The 14,415-nt window shown below is 74.4% G+C and carries 15 protein-coding genes; 9 read left to right on the top strand and 6 right to left on the bottom strand.

Annotated features, from left to right (window positions below; translation table 11 throughout):
- Positions 1 to 6 precede the first annotated feature (6 nt).
- The gene (locus tag CRP39_RS08560) at positions 7 to 1,299 is read left to right on the top strand and encodes a 3-deoxy-7-phosphoheptulonate synthase (RefSeq protein ID WP_245853702.1); all 1,293 of its coding nucleotides are present in this window, start codon (positions 7 to 9) and stop codon (positions 1,297 to 1,299) included.
- A 10-nt stretch (positions 1,300 to 1,309) separates the two neighbouring features.
- On the opposite strand, the gene CRP39_RS08555 is transcribed toward CRP39_RS08560, so the two are convergent.
- Positions 1,310 to 2,215 (bottom strand): universal stress protein, encoded by a 906-nt coding sequence (locus CRP39_RS08555; protein WP_097205960.1) that lies wholly within the window; start codon positions 2,213 to 2,215, stop codon positions 1,310 to 1,312.
- A gap of 127 nt (positions 2,216 to 2,342) precedes the next feature.
- Here CRP39_RS08555 and fabG point away from each other — a divergent pair, with 127 nt between their 5' ends.
- From fabG to CRP39_RS08540, 3 genes are all read left to right on the top strand, one after another.
- Positions 2,343 to 3,047 carry a beta-ketoacyl-ACP reductase gene (fabG, locus tag CRP39_RS08550; RefSeq protein WP_097205959.1) on the top strand — a complete coding sequence of 235 codons (705 nt, stop codon included), beginning with the start codon at positions 2,343 to 2,345 and terminating at the stop codon, positions 3,045 to 3,047.
- Complete coding sequence (gene fabI / locus CRP39_RS08545; protein WP_097205958.1) at positions 3,047 to 3,817, top strand: enoyl-ACP reductase FabI; 771 nt, start codon at positions 3,047 to 3,049, stop codon at positions 3,815 to 3,817. The genes fabG and fabI overlap by 1 nt, the downstream gene beginning before the upstream one ends.
- A 68-nt stretch (positions 3,818 to 3,885) precedes the next feature.
- Positions 3,886 to 5,016, top strand: coding sequence for a ferrochelatase (locus CRP39_RS08540; protein ID WP_097205957.1), 1,131 nt, complete (start codon positions 3,886 to 3,888; stop codon positions 5,014 to 5,016).
- Positions 5,017 to 5,088: 72 nt separating this feature from the next.
- On the opposite strand, the gene CRP39_RS08535 is transcribed toward CRP39_RS08540, so the two are convergent.
- On the bottom strand, positions 5,089 to 5,826 hold the full coding sequence (locus tag CRP39_RS08535; protein WP_097205956.1) for a hypothetical protein: 738 nt from the start codon (positions 5,824 to 5,826) through the stop codon (positions 5,089 to 5,091).
- A gap of 85 nt (positions 5,827 to 5,911) precedes the next feature.
- Here CRP39_RS08535 and CRP39_RS08530 point away from each other — a divergent pair, with 85 nt between their 5' ends.
- Together CRP39_RS08530 and CRP39_RS08525 are read left to right on the top strand one after the other, a co-directional pair.
- Positions 5,912 to 6,355 (top strand): NfeD family protein, encoded by a 444-nt coding sequence (locus tag CRP39_RS08530; protein ID WP_097205955.1) that lies wholly within the window; start codon positions 5,912 to 5,914, stop codon positions 6,353 to 6,355.
- Positions 6,356 to 6,400: 45 nt separating this feature from the next.
- On the top strand, positions 6,401 to 7,618 hold the full coding sequence (locus CRP39_RS08525) for an SPFH domain-containing protein (RefSeq protein ID WP_097205954.1): 1,218 nt from the start codon (positions 6,401 to 6,403) through the stop codon (positions 7,616 to 7,618).
- Between the two features lie 147 nt (positions 7,619 to 7,765).
- Here the strand turns inward: CRP39_RS08525 and CRP39_RS08520 are convergent, their stop codons facing one another.
- On the bottom strand, positions 7,766 to 8,671 hold the full coding sequence (locus CRP39_RS08520; RefSeq protein WP_245853700.1) for an RNA polymerase sigma factor SigF: 906 nt from the start codon (positions 8,669 to 8,671) through the stop codon (positions 7,766 to 7,768).
- A gap of 119 nt (positions 8,672 to 8,790) precedes the next feature.
- Positions 8,791 to 9,288 (bottom strand): ATP-binding protein, encoded by a 498-nt coding sequence (locus tag CRP39_RS08515; protein ID WP_097205952.1) that lies wholly within the window; start codon positions 9,286 to 9,288, stop codon positions 8,791 to 8,793.
- A 225-nt stretch (positions 9,289 to 9,513) separates the two neighbouring features.
- Here CRP39_RS08515 and CRP39_RS08510 point away from each other — a divergent pair, with 225 nt between their 5' ends.
- Both CRP39_RS08510 and CRP39_RS08505 read left to right on the top strand, forming a co-directional pair.
- The gene (locus CRP39_RS08510; RefSeq protein WP_097205951.1) at positions 9,514 to 11,370 is read left to right on the top strand and encodes a SpoIIE family protein phosphatase; all 1,857 of its coding nucleotides are present in this window, start codon (positions 9,514 to 9,516) and stop codon (positions 11,368 to 11,370) included.
- A 42-nt stretch (positions 11,371 to 11,412) separates the two neighbouring features.
- The gene (locus CRP39_RS08505) at positions 11,413 to 12,453 is read left to right on the top strand and encodes a DNA topoisomerase IB (RefSeq protein WP_245853698.1); all 1,041 of its coding nucleotides are present in this window, start codon (positions 11,413 to 11,415) and stop codon (positions 12,451 to 12,453) included.
- Positions 12,454 to 12,558: 105 nt separating this feature from the next.
- Here CRP39_RS08505 and CRP39_RS08500 read toward each other — a convergent pair whose 3' ends face one another.
- Both CRP39_RS08500 and CRP39_RS08495 read right to left on the bottom strand, forming a co-directional pair.
- On the bottom strand, positions 12,559 to 12,957 hold the full coding sequence (locus tag CRP39_RS08500; protein ID WP_097205950.1) for an STAS domain-containing protein: 399 nt from the start codon (positions 12,955 to 12,957) through the stop codon (positions 12,559 to 12,561).
- Positions 12,958 to 13,265: 308 nt separating this feature from the next.
- Entirely contained in the window at positions 13,266 to 13,676 is a 411-nt protein-coding gene (locus CRP39_RS08495; RefSeq protein WP_097205949.1) for a hypothetical protein, read from the bottom strand.
- 172 nt (positions 13,677 to 13,848) lie between these two features.
- Here CRP39_RS08495 and CRP39_RS08490 point away from each other — a divergent pair, with 172 nt between their 5' ends.
- Positions 13,849 to 14,412 carry a DUF1360 domain-containing protein gene (locus CRP39_RS08490; protein WP_097205948.1) on the top strand — a complete coding sequence of 188 codons (564 nt, stop codon included), beginning with the start codon at positions 13,849 to 13,851 and terminating at the stop codon, positions 14,410 to 14,412.
- The last annotated feature ends 3 nt before the right edge of the window (positions 14,413 to 14,415 follow it).

Genomic DNA, 14,415 nt, shown 5'->3' with positions numbered 1-14,415 from the left:
GTGCGGGTGGCCGCGCGGGTCCGCGCCTCCTCGAGGTCGTGGACGTGGGGAACGACCGAGGAGGCTCCCATTCCGGCTGACCGGATCCTGGAGGACGCGACCCGGATCGCCGACCTCCTGCTCGATGTCCAGACCCGGGTGAACGCGCAGATCGACGCGGCGCTCACCGAACTGCTGCCGGGGGTCCAGCAGCGGCTGGGGGTCGAGCCCGCGGACCCCGTCGACCTCTCCGGGCTGGTGAACGCCCGCATCACCGGCCTGAGCGTCGTCGTCACGCCGGCCGCGGTGGCGGCCGTCGTCCCGCTGTCGCCCGGGTCCGTCGCGACGACGCGAACCGGGCGCCGGGCCGTGACCGCCGTCGTCGAGGGTGCCGACGACCGCCTGGCCGTCATCGCCGGCCCGTGCTCCATCCACGATCCGGCCGCCGCGCTGGAGTACGCCGCGTTCCTCGCCCGCATGCGGGAGCGGCACGGCCGGGACCTCGAGATCCTCATGCGGACCTACACGGAGAAGCCTCGGACCGAGGTCGACTGGAAGGGGTTCGCCTACGACCCGTTCCTCGACGGATCGAGCCGGATCAGCGTCGGCCTGGTCGCGACCCGGATGCTCATGTGCCGGATCACCGAGCTCGGCGTGCCGGTCGCGGCCGAACCGCTCAACGCGCTGACGCCGCAGTACGTCAACGGGCTGGTCACCTACAACGGCGTCGGCGCGCGCAACGTCACCGACCAGACGGCGCGGGAGCGGGTGTCCGGCTTCTCGTCCGTCGTCGGCTTCAAGAACTCCCCGGAGGGGAGCATCGACGCCGCGATCCAGGCCGTCGTGGCCGCGCGTGCGCCCCACGAGTTCCTGGGTGTCGACCACCACGGGGTGAGCGCTCAGCTCTCGACGACCGGCAACGACACCGCCCACGTCATCCTGCGGGGCGACAGGAGCGGCCCCAACCACTCCGCGGCCCACATCGCCGAGACCAGGCGGAAGCTGGCCGGGCGGGGCCTGCCGGAGGTGGTCGTGGTCGACGCCTCCCACGGCAACAGCCAGAAGGACCACCGGCGCCAGATCGAGGTCGTGCGGGACCTCGCCGGTCAGCTCGCCGGCGGGGAGCGGGCGATCCGCGGCGTGATGCTGGAGAGCAACCTCGTCGCCGGGAGGCAGGACCTCGACCGCCGCCACCCGGAGCGGCTCCAGTACGGCACCAGCGTCACCGACGCGTGCATCGACCTCGACACGACCGAGGTGGCGCTCGCCGAGCTCGCCGCGGCGACCCGTGCGCGGCGCGCGGTCGTCGGGCGGGGGTGAGCCGCCGACGTCACGGGGGCTCGATCGGTACCACGGCCACGGGGCCGGTGGCTCGGTGGAGGACGGCGCGCGTGGTCGACCGCATCGTCGCGATCGGCCCGCGCCGGCGGTGCCCGACGACGAGCAGCTCCGCCGTCAGCGCCGCGGCGAGCAGGCCGTGGGCAGTCCGGTCCCGGACGATCACCTCCCGGACCAGGACGTCGGGCCACCGCTGCTGCCAGCCGGCCAGCGCGGTGCTCAGCACGCGTTCCTCGTCGCTGCGGACGGCGGCCCAGTCGACCAGAGGGCCCTCCGACTCGTACTCCGTCGTCACGGGGAGGTCGCGCCAGGCGTGGACGGCGACGAGGTCCGTGCGCCGGATCGAGGCCTCCCGGAAGGCGAACCCGAGCACCTCCTCCGTGCCGCGGTCCTCCTCGGCGTCCTCGCCGCGGCGTCCCTCGACGCCGACGACCACCGAACGGCGGCCGCGGACGACGATCGACGTCGTGGTGTCGGGCACGACCACGACCGGGCAACGGGCGGAGGCGGCGACACCCTTCGCCGTCGACCCGATGGACGGACCGCCGACCCGGCCGGCGCGCCGGCCGCCGCCCAGGACCAGCAACTGGGCCGCCGCGGAGACGGCGCGGAGGACGTCCGCCGGGTCGCCCTGCTCCATCGACCAGCTCACCTCGACGTCCCTGTCGGTCCCGGCGAGGGAGTCCGCGACCTTACGCAGGACGGCATCGGCCCGGGTGCCCAGGAGATCGGTGACGCCGAGCGAGGCGTGCAGCAGGTGCAGCGGCGCCGCGCGCCGGCGAGCTGCTGCTGCCGCGAGCCGGGCGGCCCGGACGGAGACCTCGGACCCGTCGACCCCGGCGATCACCGGGCGCTGCGCCCGATTGGCTGTCATCGCGTCCCCCACCAGCTCGATCACGGCACCATGCCATGCCGTCGGCTCGGTCGCGCCTCCCGGCCGCCGACCTGCTCGCGCGGAGGTGTGACCTGCGCCGACCGACTAGGTTCGGTGCCCGACGGTGCGGTCGGCGCAGGGGAGTGACGCAGTGGGCAGATCGGTGCTCGTGACCGGGGGCAACCGGGGGATCGGGCTGGCCATCGCCCGCTCCTTCGCCGAGCAGGGCGACGCGGTGGCGGTCACCCACCGCGGCAGCGGCGTCCCCGACGGGCTGTTCGGTGTGCAGTGCGACGTCACCAGTGCCGACGACGTCGACCGGGCCTTCAGCGAGGTCGAGGAGCACCAGGGGCCGGTGGAGGTGCTGGTGAGCAACGCCGGCATCACGCGCGACGGCCTGCTCATGCGGATGAAGGAGGAGGACTTCACCGACGTCCTCGACGCCAACCTCACCGCCGCCTACCGGGTGTCCAAGCGGGCCGCGGCCAAGATGGTGCGGGCGCGGAAGGGCCGGATGGTCTTCATCTCCTCGGTCGTGGGCCTGCTGGGCTCGGCGGGGCAGACCAACTACGCGGCGAGCAAGGCCGGCCTGGTCGGCCTGGCCCGCTCGATCGCCCGGGAGCTCGGCAGCCGCGGCATCACCGCCAACGTGGTGGCACCCGGCTTCGTCGAGACGGACATGACCGCGCAGCTGCCGGAGAAGCGCCAGCAGGAGATCCTCGGGCAGGTGCCGCTGGGCCGGTACGCCTCGCCGGAGGAGATCGCCGGCGTCGTGCGCTTCCTGGCCGGCGACGCGGGCGGCTACATCACCGGGGCGGTCGTCCCGGTCGACGGCGGACTGGGAATGGGGCACTGATGGGCATCCTCGAGGGCAAGAAGATCCTGGTCACGGGGGTCCTCACCGAGGCGTCGATCGCGTACGCGACCGCCCGTATCGCGCAGGAGCAGGGCGCCACCGTGGTCCTGTCCAACTTCGGTCGCGCCCTGTCGCTGTGCCAGCGGATCGCCAAGCGGCTGCCGCAGGAGGCGCCGGTGGTCGAGCTCGACGTCACCGACACCGAGCACCTGTCGACCCTCGCCGACCGGCTGCGCGAGCACGTCGGCGACAGCCTCGACGGCGTCGTCCACTCGATCGGCTTCGCCCCGCAGGAGGCGATGGGGGAGGGCTTCCCCGAGGTCGCGTGGGAGCACGCGGCGACGGCGTTCCAGGTGTCGACCTGGTCGATGGCCTCGCTGACCAACGCCTGCCGCCCGCTGTTCGGCGACACCGCCTCGGTCGTGGGGCTCACCTTCGACGCGACCGTCGCCTGGCCGGTCTACGGCTGGATGGGCGCGGCCAAGGCTGCGCTGGAGTCGACCTCCCGCTACCTGGCCCGCGAGCTCGGACCGGAGGGCGTGCGGGTGAACCTGGTCGCGGCCGGGCCGCTGCGCAGCATGGCCATGAAGTCGATCCCGGGCAGCGCGCAGTTCGAGGAGGCGTGGGAGGGACGCGCCCCGCTGGGCTGGTCGGTCACCGACACCGAGCCCGCCGGCAAGGCCGTCGTCGCCCTGCTGTCGGACTGGTTCCCCGCCACCACCGGCGAGATCGTGCACGTGGACGGGGGGTTCCACGCCGTAGGCGTGTGAACGGTCACAGAGCCACGCCGTCGGCGTGTGAGCCGCATCCGTTCCCGCCCCCGGAGAGAAGAACACCCGTGCCCCGCGCCACCGACGTCGACCTCCACCCCGGCCAGCGCCCCGACGAGGACCCCTCGCTCGCCGTCCGCAACAACGGGGGCGTCCCGCCGTCGGACCGGCCGGCACCGCCCGGGCGGCGCGAGGCGCTGCTGGTGCTGTCCTTCGGCGGCCCCGAGGGGCCCGACGACGTCATGCCGTTCCTCGAGAACGTCACCCGCGGCCGCGGCATCCCGCGCGAGCGGCTCGAAGCGGTCGCCGAGCACTACCACCACTTCGGCGGCGTCAGCCCGATCAACGACCAGAACAAGGCGCTGATCGCCGCCGTCGAGGCCGACCTCGCCGCCGCCGGGGTGGACCTGCCGGTCTACTGGGGCAACCGCAACTGGGCGCCCTACGTCGAGGACGCCTGGGTGCAGATGGCCGACGACGGCATCGAGCACGTCTACGTCTTCGCCACCTCGGCCTACGCCTCGGCGTCGGGCTGCCGGCAGTACCACGAGGACGTCGCCCGGGCCCGCGCCGCGTCCGGGCCGGGGGCGCCGACGGCCGAGAAGCTCCCGCACTACTTCGACGCCCCCGGCTTCGTCCGGGCCAACGCCGACGCGCTGGCCGCCGCGCTGGCGTCGCTGCCCGACGACGTCCGCGACACCGCCCGGCTGGTGGCGACGGCACACAGCATCCCGGACACGATGGCCGCCGTCGCCGGCCCCGAGGGCCACGCCTACGAGGCCGAGCTCATGGCCGCCGCTCAGCAGGTCGTGGACGCCGCCGCGCCGGGCCGGTCGTTCGACCTGGTCTGGCAGAGCCGCAGCGGCCCGCCGTCGGTGCCGTGGCTGGAGCCCGACGTCAACGACCACCTGCGCGCGCTGGCCGCGGCGGGGGAGCGGGCGGTCGTCCTCTTCCCGGTCGGCTTCGTCAGCGACCACCTCGAGGTCATCTGGGACCTGGACAACGAGGCACGGGAGACCGCCGCCGAGCTGGGGCTCGCCTTCGCCCGCGCGGGGACGGCCGGCACGCACCCGGCCTTCGTCGCCACGGTGCGGGAGCTGGTGCGGGAGCGCCGCGCCGGCACCGTCCCGCGGCTGGGCACCAACTGCCCCGCAGCGTGCTGTTTCGTCGCGAGGCCCGCTCGCCCCACCCGCAGTTGATCATCGTCGGGTGGTCGGCCGGCTCGCCGATGGCCGCCGCCGGACGACGGTGATCGACTCCTGAGCGTCAACTCATCTCGGGACGGCGTTGAAGGCGGCGGTGACCGCCTCGCGGACGGCGTCGGCCAGCGGGCGCAGCGCGTCGTCCCGGGCGGCGGCCTGGGTGTGCGTCACCGCCCCGCCGGGGGCGTCGGTGAGCGCCAGGTCGAGGACCCGCGCCAGCCGCTGCGCGCGGGCCAGCACCGACAGCGCCACGGGGTCGGTGCCCGGCGGCATCCCCGGCACGTGCGCCGGCCGGGCCAGCCCGGCCAGCAGCGCGGGTACCTCCGGGTGCCAGCGGGCGAGGTCGAGGGCGACCAGCGCGCGGGCGGCGTCCCCCACGGCGAGGTCCAGTGTCCCGGACACCGCGCGCAGCGAACCCTCCACCGGCGGCGGCGCCGACGGGACGCCGTCCAGCGGGAACGCCGTCCACTGCACCGCCTCGGGGCCGAGGGGCTCGGGGACCAGGGTGAGGCGCTCCCCGACGGCCGCCTGCCCGGCCTCCAGCGCCAGCTCCTGGAGGCCCGGGGCGCGCGGGAGCCCGCGGACGTCGCCGGGCACGGGGAGGACCAGCCGGAACCGGCGCTCGCCCAGACCGCGCAGCGCGGTCAGCGCCCAGCCGAGGGGGACCGCCTCGTCGGTGCCGGGCAGCCCGGACACCCGGTGCGCGGTCTCGCCGAGCAGCGCGTCCAGTGCCTCGTCGTAGGAGGAACGGCCGGTGAGCCAGGCGGTCGCCCAGACCGCGAACCGGCCGGCGGGGAAGTCGTGCACCCAGCGAGGTTATGTCGGGGCCCGGAATGGTGACGATGGTGTTGAGATCGATCACTCTCCGGTTCCGGTCTGGGAGAGTGACGGTGTGGACGCCTGGCTGCTCTGGCTCATCGCATCGGGCCTGTTCGCCGCGGGGGAGATGGCGAGTCTCGACCTCGTGCTGCTCATGTTCGCCGGAGGCGCGCTGGGCGGGATGACGGTGGCCCTCCTCGGCGGGCCGGTGGTGTTGCAGCTGGTCGGGTTCATCGTCGTCTCGGCGCTGCTGCTGGTCCTCGTGCGTCCGCTCGCCAAGCGGCACCTGGTGGACCGGACGCCCGAGCAGCTCGACGGTGTGGCCGTCCTGATCGGCCGGACGGCGAAGGTCACCGAGGCCGTCGACGGGCACGGCGGGCGCATCCGGCTGGGCGCCGACGAGTGGACCGCGCGCAGCCAGTACGGCGGCGAGCACTTCCCGGTCGGCACCACCGTGCGGATCCTGCAGGTCGACGGTGCCACCGCCGTCGTGGGAGACGCCCTCGAGCTGGAGTGACCCGCCCCCGGACCCGTTCCACCCCCCTGACGAAGGGAACACCCCGTGACGCCCGCCCTGATCGCCCTCATCGTGATCGCCCTGCTGGCGATCGTCGTCATCGCCAAGAGCGTGACGATCGTGCCGCAGGCGCAGGCCAAGGTGGTCGAGCGGCTCGGCCGCTACAGCCGCACGCTCTCCCCGGGCCTGTCGATCCTCGTGCCGTTCATCGACCGCGTCCGCGCCACCATCGACCTGCGGGAGCAGGTCATCTCCTTCCCCCCGCAGCCGGTGATCACCGCCGACAACCTGCAGGTGGGCATCGACACCGTCGTCTATTTCCAGGTGACCGATCCCCGGCTGGCCGTCTACGGCATCGCGAACTACATCACCGGCATGGAGCAGCTGACCACGACGACGCTGCGCAACGTCGTCGGTGGGCTGAACCTGGAGGGCGCCCTGACCGGCCGCGACGGCATCAACAGCCAGTTGCGCTCGGTGCTCGACGGCACCACCGGCCCGTGGGGTCTGCGGGTGGCCCGCGTGGAGATCAAGGCGATCGACCCACCGCCCTCCATCCAGGACTCCATGGAGAAGCAGATGCGCGCCGACCGCGACAAGCGCGCCATCATCCTCACCGCCGAGGGCGCCCGGCAGTCGGCGATCACGACGGCCGAGGGTGAGAAGGCCGCGGCGATCCTGTCGGCCGAGGGCAAGAAGCAGGCGGCGATCCTCGAGGCGGAGGCCGAGCGGCAGAGCCGCATCCTGCGCGCCGAGGGTGAGCGCGCGGCGCTGTTCCTGCAGGCGCAGGGCCAGGCGAAGTCGATCGAGACGGTGTTCCAGGCCATCCACGACGGCAAGCCCGACCAGGGGCTGCTGGCCTACCAGTACCTGCAGACGCTGCCGCAGATCGCCCAGGGCGACGCCAACAAGATGTGGATCGTCCCCAGCGAGTTCAGCAAGGCCCTGGAGGGGCTGGCCACCCTCGGCGGCGCCGAGGGCGGGAAGTCGTGGATGGACGTCGGCCCGTCGGCCAACGGCGGGACCGGGCCCAAGGACGGCGGGCTGGACACCTCGAGCTGGTTCGAGTCGCAGCTGCCGCGGGCGGCCGACCAGCCGGAGGCGAGGATCGAGCTGTCCAGCATCTCCGACAGCACACCGGCCATCCCGACCCCGCCGCCGCTGTCCCAGGTCACCGAGGACGTCCGCCACAGCGGGGCGGCCGTGGACCCCGCGGTGCGGGAGCAGTTCGACGTCCCCGACGACCCGCAGCCCCGCGCGTAGACAGGCCCACCCCGGCCGGGAACGGCTCCCGAGCGGGGTGGACCGGTCGCGGGGCCCGGAGGGTTCCCGAGCGGGACACGGGCAGCGGCTCCAGCCCGGTCGGGAACGGCTCCGGGTACCCCGTCGACCGGTGGGTCGACGGGGTACTCAGTCCTTGAGCAGGCCCTCGCGGAGCTTGGCGAGGGTCTGGCTGAGCAGCCGCGAGACGTGCATCTGCGAGATGCCGATGTCGGCGGCGATCTGCGACTGGGTCATGTTGCCGAAGAACCGCAGGATCAGGATGCGGCGCTCACGGGCCGGGATCGTGGCCAGCAACGGCTGCAGCGACTCCCGGTACTCGACGCCCTCCAGCGCGGCGTCCTCCTCGCCGAGGGTGGCCGCGAGGGTGGGGGAGTCGTCCTCGCCGGAGAGCCGCTCGTCGAGCGAGCTGCTGCGGTAGGCGTTGGCGACGGCGAGGCCCTCGAGCACCTCCGCGCGCGGGATGCCCAGGTGCTCGGCGAGCTCCGACGGCGTCGGGGCGCGACCGTTCTTCTGGGCCAACTCACCCACGGCGGCGTTCAGCGACAGGTGCAGCTCCTGCAGCCGGCGCGGCACCCGCACCGACCAGCCCTGGTCGCGGAAGTGCCGCTTGATCTCACCGGTGATCGTCGGGACGGCGAAGGAGAGGAACTCCACGCCGCGGGTGGGGTCGAAGCGGTCGATCGCGGCGATCAGGCCGAGGGTGCCGACCTGCAGGAGGTCGTCGAAGGGCTCACCGCGGTTGCTGAACCGGCGGGCGAAGTGGCGGACGAGCGGCAGGTGCTCCTCGACGAGGATCTCCCGCAGCCGTTCCCGCCGGGGGTCGCCCTTCTCCAGCGTGGCCAGCTCCGCGAACAGGGGGGCGGTGCGCTCGGCGCGGCGGCGGTTGTCCGACACCGGGACGGCGTCGGGCTCGACCGCGACCTCGGGATCCACCTCGACCTCCGGGTCGGCCTCGGCGTGGGCATGGGCGGCAGCGTCCGGTTCCGCTGCGGCATCCGTCGGCGGTACCGCCTCGACGCGGGGGTCGGGCACCAATACCGGCTGCTCCTCGGACGCGACCCCTCCCGGTGTCCCTCGCGGGGCGGTCGGGGAATCTTCGTCGCGCAGGGTGTCCTCCTCGACGGTCTGGGACCTCGCGGTCGCCCCCCGGGTCACCGCGCGACCGAGACGTTCTGGCCCGCGCCACCGAGCAGCTGGTCCGGGTGCTGGCCCGGCAGGAACTTGTCCATCGAGATGAGCGCGACCGCGGCGGCGGAGCCGTCGCCGGCCGGCACGGTCGCCTGCGTGGCCGGCCCGGCCTCGACGTTGTCGACCAGGGTGTGCAGCACCGCCCAGCCGAAGCCGTCGCGGGGGACGTCGGTGCCCTCGACGGTGGGCACCCAGGCGTCGATGTGCAGGCCGGCCCGGGTCGTCTCGAACACGACGGTCAGCCGCCGGTCACCGGACACCACCGAGGCCAGCGTCGCGCACGCCTCGTCCACGGCCAGGCGGAGGTCCTCGACCGCGTCGAGGTCGTAGTCCATCCGCATCGCCAGGTCACCGGCCATGGCCCGCACCGCGGGCAGCTGGGTCGGGGTGGTGGGCACCCGCAGTTCCAGTCGCTCGGCGCGCCGCCCGTCGTGCGCGAGGGCACCCCTCGAGTCCACCATCCGTCGTCTGCTCCTCATCTCGTGCGTTCCGCGCCCGGCGCCGGGGCCCGGCGCCGGGCGGTTCGCAGACCATCCTGCCCGACGAATCGCCGGAACCGGCGCGCCGCCGACGGGCAACGCGCCCGAAGGGATGCTGTACCCAACTGCCGGGAGGCACCAAACCCCCGCCCCCACCAGGGGGAGCGCGGTTGCCGCCCCCCTGGCGCTGCTGTTTCCTGGCCGCAGATGAACACCAGCCAGGGGAGCTCGCCCAGCGGGTCCCGTCCCGTCCAGGAGGCGGGCGGAGCCGCGCTGGTCGCCGCGATGGAGGAGGCCCCGGCGGCGATCTACTGCCTCGCCGGGCCCGCGCTGGAACCGGTCTGGGCCAACGCCCGCGCCCGGGAGCTGGGCACGGCCCGCGCGGACCTCCCCTCCGTCGCCGGACGCCGCGTCGCCGACGTGGCCGACACCGTTGCCCGAACCGGCCGGACGGAGACGCTGCACGGCGTCCTCGGGTCGAACGGGCAGACCGCCAACGTCGTCCTGCAGCCCCTCACCGTCGGTGGCGAGCCGGGGGTGCTGCTCGTGTTCGAGGCCGAGCAACCGCACGACGGGTCGGAGGACGGTCCGGACGCCGAGGCCGCCGTGGTCGACCAGGTGCAGCACTCGCTGCTGCCGCCGACGCTGCCCCTGCTGCCCGACGTCCGGCTCTCGGGCAGTTACCACCGGGCCAGTTCGGTGCGCGCGGCGGGCGGTGACTGGTACGACGCCGTGCCGCTCGGGCGCGGCCGGCTGGCGCTGGTGATCGGGGACGCGGTCGGTCACGGTGTCCCGGCCGCCGGTGCGATGAGCCGGCTGCGCGGCGCCATGCGGTCGGTGGCGCTGCGTGACCCGTCGCCGGCCGCGGTCGTGGCCGCCCTCGACGCGTTCGCCGCCCAGATGGAGGACGTCGAGGGCGCCTCGGTGTTCTACGGCGTGCTGGAGGCCGCCACGGGCCGGCTGACCTACGCCGCCGCGGGGCACCCCCCGCCGCTGCTCGTGCGGGCCGACGGGACGACCTCCTACCTGCCGCTCACCGCCCGTCCACCGCTGGGCAGCCTCCCGGGGGCGCCGACGGTCGTCGCCACCGCGGAGCTGGAGCTGGGGGCCACGCTCGTCCTCTACTCCGACGGGGCGGTCACCGCCTGGGGGCCGCCGCCGGCCCACGGCCTGGACCGGCTGGCGCAGGTCGCCCGCGAGGCGCTGACCGGGTCCGGCGCCCTCGACGGCGAGGGGTCGGCCGGACTGGCCGCCGCCGTCGTCGAGCGGTTGCTGGACGCGCCGGAGCGGCCCGACGACATCGCCGTCCTCGTGGCACACCGCCGGGCGGAGGGGACGGCGAGCCTGGACCTCGACCTGTCCGCCGTCCCCGCGTCGCTGCCGGCGGTTCGCCGGCGGCTGGTGAACTGGCTGACGGCGCTGGGCATGGGCGAGCAGGACCGGGTGGGCGTCATGGTGGCGGTGGGGGAGGCCTGCGCGAACGCCGCCGAGCACGCCTACCGCGGCACCGAGCCGGGCCGCATGTATGTCACCGCGGCCGTCGACGTCGACGGGCTGCTGACCGTCACCGTCCGCGACGAGGGCCGCTGGCGGCCGCCGGACCGTGACCCCGGCGACCGCGGTCGCGGGCTGCTGATCATGCGGCAGCTGGTCGACGGCGTGGTGCTGCAGGGTGAGCACGGGACCACCGTCACGCTGAGCATGCAGCTTCGCCGCAGCCCGGACGAGATCGAGGAGCGGCACGCGGAGGCCAGCACCGCCGAGGTCGTCGTGGACCGCGCGAGCGAGCGGCCGGTGGTCCGGGTGTCCGGCGTGGTGGACCTCATCGGCGCCGAGCGGATGCGCATCCGGCTGCTGGAGGCCAGCCACGGCGGCACCGGTCGCGTGGAGCTGGACCTCACGGCGGTGACGCTGTTCAGCAGCGCGGCGGTGCGCGTCGTCCTGGCCATGGCGCGGATCGCCGGTGACGAGGGCTGGCGGCTGCTCGTGCACGCACCCGAGGGCGGCGTCACCCGGCACATCCTGGACATCAGCGGGCTGGCGGGCCTGGTCGAGCTGCGCTGAGGGGGTGACGTCGCCGGCGGCGCGGTTTGGGGAACGCCGACGGTGCGCATCTCCCGGGACGTGAGACTCCGCCGCAGCGACGTGCACGGCCCCGGGTGGCGACGCCGGCGCGCCGGTCGCGGTTTCGCCTACTACGACTCCGACGGCTCGTTGATCCGGGACGAGCGTCTGGACCGGGTCCGGGCCCTGGCCATCCCGCCGGCGTGGCAGGACGTCTGGATCTGCCCCTGGCCCAACGGGCACATCCAGGCCACCGGGGTGGATGCCGCGGGCCGGCGCCAGTACCGCTACCACGACGCGTGGCGCGCGCGCCGCGACGCCGAGAAGCACGAGCGGGTGCTGGAGATCGCCCACCAGCTGCCCGACGTCCGTGAGGCGGTGGTCGAGGCGGTCACCGGCAGCGGGCTCACCCGGGAGCGGGTGCTCGCCGCCGCCGTGCGCCTGCTGGACCTCGGCGCCTTCCGGGTCGGCAGCGAGCAGTACGCGGAGGACAACGGCACCTACGGCCTGGCCACGCTCCGCCGGGATCACGTGCGGGTGCGCGGCGAGCGGGTGTTCTTCTCCTACACCGCCAAGGGCGGCATCGAGCGGGAGGTCGAGCTCACCGACCGGCCGACGGCCGACGTCGTCCGGGAGCTGCTCAAGCGGCCGGAGGACACCGGCGAGGAGCTGCTCGGCTACTGGGTCGACGACCCGACCGGTCCCGGCCGGGCCTGGCACGACGTGACCAGTACCGAGGTCAACGGCTACCTCAAGGAGATCAGCGACGCGGAGATCACCGCGAAGGACTTCCGCACCTGGAACGCCACGGTGCTGATGGCCGCCTCGCTCGCCGAGACGCCGCAGCCGGCGACGAAGACCGCCCGCAAGCGGGTGGTCAAACAGGCCTACGAGCGGGTGTCGGAGACGCTGGGCAACACCCCGGCGGTCTGCAAGGCCAGCTACGTCGACCCGCGGGTCGTCGACCGCTTCGAGCACGGGGAGACGATCGCGCCCGCCCTGGGTGAGGCGGCGTCGGCCTCCGACGACCGGACGGCACAGAAGGTGCTGGAGCAGGCGGTCTGCCGGCTGCTCACCAGCTGAGTCCCGGGCACGACGAAGGCCCCGCCACCGGCGGGGCCTTCGTCCGCGGCCCCCTGCGGGCTCCCGCCGCGGGCTCGTGAGCGGTGGTGCGCAGGGGGTTCTCTCTCAGCGAGCGCTGCCGTCCACGATGGTGAAGAGGTCGATCAGGCCGGTGACCTCCAGCGGTCGCGTCACGGCACGGGTGGTCGCCACCAGGCGGAGGTCGACCTCGCGGGAGCGGGCCGACTTCTGGGTCTCGACGAGGACGGCCAGCCCGGCGGAGCCGAGGAACTGGACACCGGACAGGTCGATGACCAGGCTCGCCGGCTGCTGCTCGAGCTGGGTGTCCAGCGACGAGCGGAGGACGGGGGCGGTGAACGTGTCCACTTCGCCGACGACCGTCACCGTGACCGCGCCGTCGTCCCCGGTGGAGGTGGAGAGCGTGATCACGTCGTCGAAGGGCGCCTCGGTGCCTTCGGTCGACACGTCGGGCTGCCCCTCGGCAGGCAGGTCGGATGTGGTCACGGGCTGAGCTCCTCTCAACGGCAGTGCCCGACGGCACGACCGCCCGGTCAATCTACCGCTGCGCGGACCCCCGGTGTCGTGACCCCCGGACCCGCTCGTCGTCGAACGTGTCCTCGCCGGTGTGCGCCGGCCAGGCCGCGGCTGCCTGCTGAACCGCCGCACCAACGTAGACAACGGTCCTCCGACGCGCCAACCCGCCCACCCGCGCGCGGCCGCGCCGGCCGGTGCCGGGACGAGCCGGTCGGAGCGGGTCCCCACCACGGGCGGGGAGGCCCCACGGCGTCGGCCTGGGTGGGCCGACACCGCACTCAGTCGACCACGTGGACGGCGGCCTCCTCCGGGCCCTCGCCACCCACCGGCAGGTCCCCGGTCGCCTCGACGTCGCCGGCGGTGCGGTTGGCCCCGGAGTCCGACTCCGGGGTGGTGGAGGTGTCCTGCTCGAGCTGCAGGGAGGCCCGCTGCGGGTCCTCGGCGGCGCGGACGCCGGGCTGGACGTCGGGTACCTCACGGTCCAGCCGGCCGGTGAGCGACTCGCCCTCCGCCTGCTCGAACGAGGTGGTGCCGAAGTCGACGCTGGCGCCGGGCTCGTCGCCCGGGACGGGGGCGAACTGGGGGTCCTCGGCGCGCTCCTGGGTGGGCGAGTCGTCCTGGGAGACCTCGGGGATGCCCTCGTCCTCGGGGAACACGTCGCGGGCGGTCTGGCCCTCGGGCTGCGTCATTCGGTGCCTCCTCTGCGCGGGACGGCCCGCGCGCTCGGGGATGCGGCCGGGGAGCCGGCCGACGTCTGGGTCCGGCCTACCCGTCGCGTGCCCGGCCATGCGTGACCCTCGTCCTGCCGACGGGCGGTCCCGATCCGGCATGGGCCCAGGAACGGCGGGGTAGCTGGCGCCCATGGCGATCGCAGACGAGATGCAGCGGATCGGGGCCCCGGTCCGCCGCTGGGCCCGCATCCAGAGGCGCGAGTACTCACAGGGAGAACCGCGCCCGCTGAGCGGGGACCTCGGGGCGATGGGCGTGTACAGCGCCGTGGTGGCCGCCGGTGCGGTCGTCGTCCGGGCCTCGGGCCGGCCGCTGCCCCGGCGCATCCCGCTGGGGGACGCGGTGCTGCTGACCGTCGGCACCTTCCGGTTGGCCCGCCGGATCGCCAAGGACCCGGTGACCAGCCCCCTGCGCGCACCGTTCACCGCCTTCCAGGGCCCGTCGGGGCACGCCGAGGTGGCCGAGGAGGTGCGCGAGCACGGCGGCGTCAAGCACGCCGTCGGAGAGCTGCTCACCTGCCCGTTCTGCCTGGCCCAGTGGGTCGGCACGGCGTTCGTGTTCGCCTACGTGGCCGCTCCGAACGCGACCCGGCTGGCCGCGCTGACGATGACCGCGGTCGCCGGCTCCGACGTCCTGCAGTTCGCCTACGACGCCATCCAGAACGGTGCCCTCGAGCCCGGGGACGAGGAGGGCTGAAGT

This window comes from Geodermatophilus sabuli (assembly GCF_900215145.1).
Taxonomy (GTDB): Bacteria; Actinomycetota; Actinomycetes; order Mycobacteriales; family Geodermatophilaceae; genus Geodermatophilus; species Geodermatophilus sabuli.
This window is presented reverse-complemented; position numbering and strand designations above follow the sequence as displayed.

What these genes read in the sequence shown, in the direction of transcription:
- fabI (WP_097205958.1), top strand. Translation starts at nt 3,047, where the DNA reads ATGGGCATCCTCGAGGGCAAGAAGATCCTGGTCACGGGGGTCCTCACC.
- CRP39_RS08515 (WP_097205952.1), bottom strand. Translation starts at nt 9,288, where the DNA reads ATGGTGGACTCGAGGGGTGCCCTCGCGCACGACGGGCGGCGCGCCGAG.
- CRP39_RS08510 (WP_097205951.1), top strand. Translation starts at nt 9,514, where the DNA reads ATGAACACCAGCCAGGGGAGCTCGCCCAGCGGGTCCCGTCCCGTCCAG.
- CRP39_RS08495 (WP_097205949.1), bottom strand. Translation starts at nt 13,676, where the DNA reads ATGACGCAGCCCGAGGGCCAGACCGCCCGCGACGTGTTCCCCGAGGAC.
- CRP39_RS08490 (WP_097205948.1), top strand. Translation starts at nt 13,849, where the DNA reads ATGGCGATCGCAGACGAGATGCAGCGGATCGGGGCCCCGGTCCGCCGC.